This window comes from Pseudoduganella sp. OTU4001, from assembly GCF_038440195.1.
Classification (GTDB): Bacteria; Pseudomonadota; Gammaproteobacteria; order Burkholderiales; family Burkholderiaceae_D; genus Rugamonas.
Genome location: NZ_JASATG010000048.1, coordinates 21937 through 28307 on the forward strand (window position 1 = coordinate 21937; position 6371 = coordinate 28307).

Here is a 6371-nt window from a genome sequence, read left to right on the forward strand (position 1 = left end):
ACATTAACTATTTTGGTGCAGTGCGTCAGACGCGCGAAATTGGAGTAGACTGTCGGAACTGAGTAGTACAGAAGCGAGATATTGATGAGCGAAACTCTTACTCTCGAGTCCGAGACCATGGAATTTCAGAAGGACCTCGACGCCCGTGGGCTGAATTGCCCGCTGCCTATCCTGAAAGCCAAGAAGGCTTTGGCTGAACTGGAAAGCGGCCAGGTCCTGCGTATCGTGGCCACCGATCCCGGCTCCGTGCGTGATTTCCAGGCCTTTGCCAAGCAGACTGGCAATGCATTGCTGTCGCATGTACAGCAGGGGACTGAATTCACTTTCCTGATGCGCCGCAAGTAAAATTTGCGGTATCCTTCCGGTTGCTGATTTTTCGGCGCCGGATTGTATTTAAAAAACGCACGACCGTGCTTTTATTCGATAAGAAGCATCGAATTCCAATATAATCTAGCCCACTAATTTACTTATCACTTTTTCAAAGGCACACCTATGAAAGTCCTGGTACCTGTCAAGCGCGTCGTCGACTTCAACGTGAAAGTGCGCGTCAAATCCGACGGCACTGGCGTGGATATCGCCAACGTCAAAATGTCGATGAACCCGTTCGACGAAATCGCGCTGGAAGAAGCGACCCGCCTGAAAGAAGCCGGCAAAGTGACCGAAGTGGTTGCGGTGTCCGCTGGCGTGACCCAATGCCAGGAAACCCTGCGTACCGGTATGGCGATCGGCGCCGACCGTGGCATCCTGATCGAAACCGGCGTTGAGCTGGAGCCGCTGGCCGTAGCGAAGCTGCTGAAGGCCGTGGCCGACAAAGAGCAGCCGCAACTGATCATCCTGGGCAAGCAGGCCATCGACGACGACTCCAACCAGGTTGGCCAGATGCTGGCAGCGCTGCTGGGCTGGCCGCAAGCGACTTTCGCTTCGAAGGTTGAACTGGGCGACGGCAAAGTCACCGTGACCCGCGAAGTGGACGGCGGCCTGGAAACCCTGGCACTGCAACTGCCAGCCATCGTGACCACCGACCTGCGCCTGAACGAGCCGCGCTATGTGACCCTGCCTAACATCATGAAGGCGAAGAAGAAGCCGCTGGAAACCGTCAAGCCGGAAGACCTGGGCGTTGACGTGACCCCGCGCCTGAAAACCCTGAAAGTGGCCGAGCCTGCCAAGCGTTCCGCTGGTATCAAAGTGCCTGACGTAGCGACCCTGGTGTCCAAGCTGCGCACCGAAGCTAAAGTCATCTAATTCACCGAATACTCTAGGAACTCAATCATGGTCGCACTCGTAATCGCAGAACACGACAACGCATCCCTGAAGGGCAGCACCCACCACACCGTCACCGCCGCCGCCAAGTGCGCAGGCGAAGTGCACGTGCTGGTCGCTGGCTCGAACGCTGGCGCAGCCGCTGCTGCCGCCGCAAAAATCGCTGGCGTCACCAAAGTACTGCACGCTGATGCAGCCCACTTCGCCGACGGCCTGGCGGAGAACGTCTCCGAGCAGATCCTGGCGATCGCTGGTTCGTACACCCACATCCTGGCTCCGGCAACCGCCTACGGCAAGAACATCCTGCCACGCGTGGCCGCCAAGCTGGACGTAGCCCAGATCTCCGAAATCACCAAAGTCGACGCGCCTGACACCTTCGAGCGCCCAATCTATGCCGGTAACGCGATCGCCTACGTGCAGTCGTCGGACAAAGTCAAAGTCATCACCGTACGTACCACCGGCTTCGACGCCGCTGCTGCCGAAGGCGGTTCCGCTGCTGTGGAAACCGTGGCTGCCGCTGCCGATTTCGGCAAGTCCGCATTCGTTGGCCGCGAAGTGGCCAAGTCGGACCGTCCGGAACTGACCGCTGCCAAGATCATCGTTTCCGGTGGCCGCGGCATGGGCTCCGCCGACAACTTCAAGATCCTGGAACCGCTGGCCGACAAGCTGAACGCCGCTATGGGCGCATCGCGCGCTGCCGTGGATGCGGGCTTCGTGCCGAACGACTGGCAGGTTGGCCAGACCGGCAAGATCGTGGCTCCTTCGCTGTACATTGCAGTCGGTATCTCCGGCGCGATCCAGCACCTGGCTGGCATGAAGGATTCCAAAGTCATCGTGGCTGTGAACAAAGACCCGGAAGCGCCGATCTTCTCCGTTGCCGACTACGGCATCGTGGGCGACCTGTTCGAAGTGGTTCCACAGCTGGTCAAGGAACTCGGCTAATACAACATTGAAGTCCTGCGTTAGATTGGACTGAATCATCGAGGCCACGCTGACCGGACAACCCCCTGTCCGGCTGACGTGGCCTTTTTAATTCCTCGGAGAGAGTTACATGAGCTATCAAGCCCCAATGAAAGACATGCTGTTCGTAATGAACGAACTGGCGAACCTGGAAGGCGTATCGGCGCTGCCAGGCTGTGAAGATGCGACTGCGGAAACCGCGGAAGCCGTGCTGGAAGAGAATGCGAAATTTGTGAGCGGCGTGATCGCCCCGATGAACCATGCGGGCGACAAAGAGCCAAGCACCTGGGCGGATGGCCAGGTAACCACCTCCAAAGGCTTCAAGGAAGCCTTCAGGCAGTTCGGTGAAGCTGGCTGGCAAGGCTTGCAGCACCCGACCGACTTCGGCGGCCAGGGCCTGCCTAAGCTGATCGGCACCCCATGCGTGGAAATGCTGCACGGCTCGAACCTGTCGTTCGCGCTGGTGGCGCTGCTGACCGATGGCGCGATCGAGGCGCTGCTGACCGCAGGTTCCGACGAACAGAAGGCGATCTACCTGGAGCCTCTGATCACCGGCAAGTGGACCGGCACCATGAACCTGACCGAGCCGCAAGCCGGCTCCGACCTGGCCGCCGTGCGCACCCGCGCCGTGCCGCAGGGTGATGGCACCTACAAAGTATTCGGCACCAAGATCTTCATCACCTACGGTGAGCACGACATGGCCGAGAACATCATCCACCTGGTGCTGGCGCGTACCCCTGATGCGCCTCCGGGCGTGAAGGGCATCTCGCTGTTCATCGTGCCGAAGTTCATGGTCAATGCCGATGGCTCGCTGGGCGCGCGTAACGATGCGCATTGCGTGTCGATCGAGCACAAGCTGGGTATCAAGGCTTCGCCAACCGCCGTGCTGCAGTTCGGCGACAACGGCGGCGCCGTGGGCTACCTGGTGGGTGAAGAAAACCGTGGCCTGGAATACATGTTTATCATGATGAACGCGGCCCGCTTCGGCGTTGGCATGCAGGGTGTGGGCCTGGCGGAACGCGCTTACCAGCAGGCGGTGACCTTCGCCAAGGAGCGCGTGCAGTCGCGCGACCTGAACGGCTCGCCATCCGGCGTGGCGATCATCAACCATCCGGACGTGCGCCGCATGCTGATGTCGATGCGCGCCCAGACCGAAGCAGCGCGTGCGCTGGCCTACGTGGCGGCCGGTATCCATGACGTGGCGCATCACCACGCCGATGCGGAGGTGCGCGCCACCAACCAGGCGGTGTACGAGTACCTGGTGCCGATCGTGAAGGGCTGGTCGACCGAGATGTCCGAAAACGTGACCCGCGACGGCGTGCAGGTGCACGGCGGCATGGGCTTCATCGAGGAAACCGGCGCGGCGCAGCACTACCGCGATGCCAAGATCCTGACCATCTACGAAGGCACTACCGCGATCCAGGCCAATGACCTGATCGGCCGCAAGACTGTGCGTGACGGCGGCGCACTGGCCAAAGGCCTGATCGCCCAAGTGCGTGCAACCGCTGCCGAACTGGCGGGCGTCGACGGCTCGGACTTCGCAGCCATGCGCAAGCACCTGGAGCAGGGCGCCAACGACCTGGAAGCCGTGGTTGACTACACCGTCAACAACGTCAAGTCCGACATCAAGGGCGTGTTCTCCGGTTCCGTGCTGTACCTGAAACTGGCTGGTATCGTGTTCGGTGGCTGGCAGATGGGCCGTGCCGCGCTGATCGCGCAGAAGAAGCTGGCTGAAGGCTCGGGCGATGCCTCCTTCTACAAGGCCAAGATCGTGACCGCGCGCTTCTTCGCAGACCACATCCTGTCCGGCTCCACCGGCATGCGCGCAGCAATCGTTGACGGCAGCGCCGGCGTGCTGGGCCTGGAAATCGAGCAGTTCTAAGCTGCGTCGGCGCAGTAAGAGGGCGGCCATGCGGGCCGCCTTTTTTATTTGATGTACGCGCTGGTGTAGGCGTTCCACATCCATGCAAACTCGGGCCCATTTTTCAGCTTGCGATATAACAGAAGGTCCCCTGCGCAAGCACTCAAATGAAGTCCAAACATGTTCGCCAGGAATATGGGGCTGAATGGCGCAAGTGCCGCCAGAGCGCACAATGGCGTCAGCACGGCAAATGGTGCGATAACAACGCGCAGCAGGTTTTCCTTGCTGATCTCTCCGTTATAGATCACGAAAAAGGCGGCAGCCTTTACGCCAATCATGGTCCGGTCCGACAAGCCCCGATCAGGGTGTAGTGCAATATGTATCAGCTCGTGCATCACGTGATAGGCGAGCAGCGCCGCAATGACGTAAGCCGTGGTGAGGGCAATGGATTGGCCCTTGGCGAAACTGGCAAAGCCTTCGAAATAGGCGCTACCCCAAATTAGAAGGCCTAGCGCATTCACCCCGAAGAACAGGGCGATCGACGCGTAGCTCAGGATGCGGATTTCCGTGAGCGAGAATCCGATTGGGGCGGCCCGCCATGAATCCACGGCGTCGGGCTGCCGGATTGCAGCTATGCGGAAGAGGCGCATGGCTAGCGGATCTTTTTCAGTTCGGCGATCTCGTAATCGCCGTCATCGACCAGTCGCTCGCCGCCGGGCATCTGGCCCAGGCCGAGCGTGCGGCCTAGCGACAGCAGCAGGCTTTGGCCGGAGGCTTTGCGGACCGGCTCCAGTTTGTAGACGGGATCGGTGTAGGCTTCGGCTGGCGTGATGATCTTCCAGCCCATTGCCCTGGCCTGTGCCAGCACATCGTCCAGCCACATGGCGTTGATCAGGTTATGGTGCAGCAGCATGACTTGTGCGATGTCGCGGCCTTGCAGCGTTTGCGACAGTTCGCGATAGGCCAGCATGCGCTGTTTGATATGCGCCAGGTATACGGTGCGGATGGCGCTGACGTCCGCCTTCGGATCCTTCTTCAGCGCCTGCTCGAGCGCTTCGTTAAGGCGCCAGTCGCTGGTATCGACGCTCACGTGCGCATTGCGGTAGCCATGCTCGCGCAGGAAGTTGCGCATGCCGTCGATTTTCTCCGGCGTGTTCCCTTCGCGCAGATAGGTAAAGCGCAGCCATTTCTGGTAGCCCGGCTGGGTGCCGATCAGACGGTCGCACTCCAGCACTTCCTTTTGATAGGCGGCCAGGCTGACTTTCTCAAGGTCCGGGTGGGTCACGGTGTGGTTGCCGATCGCGTGGCCGGCCGTGCTCCAGGCTTGCAGCAGCGGCAGGCCTTCAGGCGTGCTGGCGCCGTAGCCGGAGGTTACGAACAGCGCCGCCTGCACCTTGTGCTTAGCCAGTGCGTCCAGAATCGCCTGGTTGCGCTGCTGTGCGCTCAGTAGCGGCGTGCTGCCAGCGTTCGGGCCATCATCGATCGTAATGGCCATGGATTGTGCTTGTGCCAGCGATACGCTCAGTGCCGCTGCTGCGGCTCCCAGTGCTGCGATAAACTTCATTTAGTCTCCTTGATTTGTCCAAACGCGCGGTGGCGGAGGAGGCGTTGTATATTAACTAAAAACTTACCGCCTGGAGCTGAAAGAATGGATGCTTCCACATTGATGTTGTTTGTCCCGGCCTGCTTTGCGCTGAATATGGCGCCGGGCCCGAACAACCTGCTATCGGTCAGCAATGCCACACGCTATGGCTTCCGTCGTTCCTGCCTGGCCGGTGCGGGACGGCTGGTGGCATTTGCGGGGATGATTGCGCTGGCCTCAGCGGGGTTGGCGGCCGTGCTGCATACCTCTGAGCTGCTTTTCTATGGGATCAAAACGGCAGGCGCGGTGTACCTGTTTTACCTGGCGTGGCAACTGTGGCGCGCACGCGCTGACATCGGCGCGGCTGGCGCGGATGCAGCGCCAACGGCAAGCTGGCGGCAACTGGCGCGCCAGGAATTCTTCGTCGCAGCGGGAAATCCGAAGGCGATCCTGATCTTCACGGCGTTCCTGCCGCAGTTCGTCGACCCGGCTGGCGCCGTGGGCGCACAGTTCTTCGTGCTGGGTGTGTTGTTCCTGCTGCTGGAAGTGGTTGCGCTGGCGGCTTACGCCTGGATGGGCGCACGCATGCAGCGCTGGTTCGCGCAGCCGCGTGGTAAACGGATATTCAATCGGACTTGGGGGGGGGGGGGGGGGGGGGGGGGGGGGGGGGGGTTTTTGTGGGGGGGGGGGGGTGGCCGCGGGGGGGGG

General features: G+C 60.8%; 7 protein-coding genes. 5 read left to right on the forward strand and 2 right to left on the reverse strand.

Going from position 1 to position 6371, the window contains the following annotated elements; all coding sequences use genetic code 11:
- The first annotated feature begins 117 nt into the window (after positions 1–117).
- The 4 genes from AAHE99_RS25245 to AAHE99_RS25260 all read left to right on the forward strand — a co-directional run bounded on the left by AAHE99_RS25245 (position 118) and on the right by AAHE99_RS25260 (position 4102).
- Positions 118–345 carry a sulfurtransferase TusA family protein gene (locus AAHE99_RS25245; protein WP_342120625.1) on the forward strand — a complete coding sequence of 76 codons (228 nt, stop codon included), beginning with the start codon at positions 118–120 and terminating at the stop codon, positions 343–345.
- Between the two features lie 147 nt (positions 346–492).
- Positions 493–1242 carry an electron transfer flavoprotein subunit beta/FixA family protein gene (locus AAHE99_RS25250; protein WP_342120626.1) on the forward strand — a complete coding sequence of 250 codons (750 nt, stop codon included), beginning with the start codon at positions 493–495 and terminating at the stop codon, positions 1240–1242.
- Between the two features lie 27 nt (positions 1243–1269).
- Positions 1270–2202 carry an electron transfer flavoprotein subunit alpha/FixB family protein gene (locus AAHE99_RS25255; protein WP_342120627.1) on the forward strand — a complete coding sequence of 311 codons (933 nt, stop codon included), beginning with the start codon at positions 1270–1272 and terminating at the stop codon, positions 2200–2202.
- Positions 2203–2311: 109 nt separating this feature from the next.
- Entirely contained in the window at positions 2312–4102 is a 1791-nt protein-coding gene (locus AAHE99_RS25260; RefSeq protein WP_342120629.1) for an acyl-CoA dehydrogenase, read from the forward strand.
- Between the two features lie 44 nt (positions 4103–4146).
- Here the strand turns inward: AAHE99_RS25260 and AAHE99_RS25265 are convergent, their stop codons facing one another.
- Positions 4147–4731, reverse strand: a complete 585-nt coding sequence (locus AAHE99_RS25265) for a DUF3267 domain-containing protein (protein ID WP_342120631.1) — start codon at positions 4729–4731, stop codon at positions 4147–4149.
- A 2-nt stretch (positions 4732–4733) separates the two neighbouring features.
- The gene (locus AAHE99_RS25270; RefSeq protein WP_342120632.1) at positions 4734–5645 is read right to left on the reverse strand and encodes a polysaccharide deacetylase family protein; all 912 of its coding nucleotides are present in this window, start codon (positions 5643–5645) and stop codon (positions 4734–4736) included.
- Positions 5646–5729: 84 nt separating this feature from the next.
- Between AAHE99_RS25270 and AAHE99_RS25275 the strand changes: the two genes are divergently transcribed.
- Positions 5730–6371 (forward strand): LysE family translocator (locus tag AAHE99_RS25275; RefSeq protein ID WP_342120633.1); only part of this gene is annotated, 642 nt, incomplete at its 3' end.

What these genes read in the sequence shown, in the direction of transcription:
- AAHE99_RS25270 (WP_342120632.1), bottom strand. Translation starts at nt 5,645, where the DNA reads ATGAAGTTTATCGCAGCACTGGGAGCCGCAGCAGCGGCACTGAGCGTA.
- AAHE99_RS25260 (WP_342120629.1), top strand. Translation starts at nt 2,312, where the DNA reads ATGAGCTATCAAGCCCCAATGAAAGACATGCTGTTCGTAATGAACGAA.
- AAHE99_RS25245 (WP_342120625.1), top strand. Translation starts at nt 118, where the DNA reads ATGGAATTTCAGAAGGACCTCGACGCCCGTGGGCTGAATTGCCCGCTG.
- AAHE99_RS25255 (WP_342120627.1), top strand. Translation starts at nt 1,270, where the DNA reads ATGGTCGCACTCGTAATCGCAGAACACGACAACGCATCCCTGAAGGGC.
- AAHE99_RS25250 (WP_342120626.1), top strand. Translation starts at nt 493, where the DNA reads ATGAAAGTCCTGGTACCTGTCAAGCGCGTCGTCGACTTCAACGTGAAA.
- AAHE99_RS25265 (WP_342120631.1), bottom strand. Translation starts at nt 4,731, where the DNA reads ATGCGCCTCTTCCGCATAGCTGCAATCCGGCAGCCCGACGCCGTGGAT.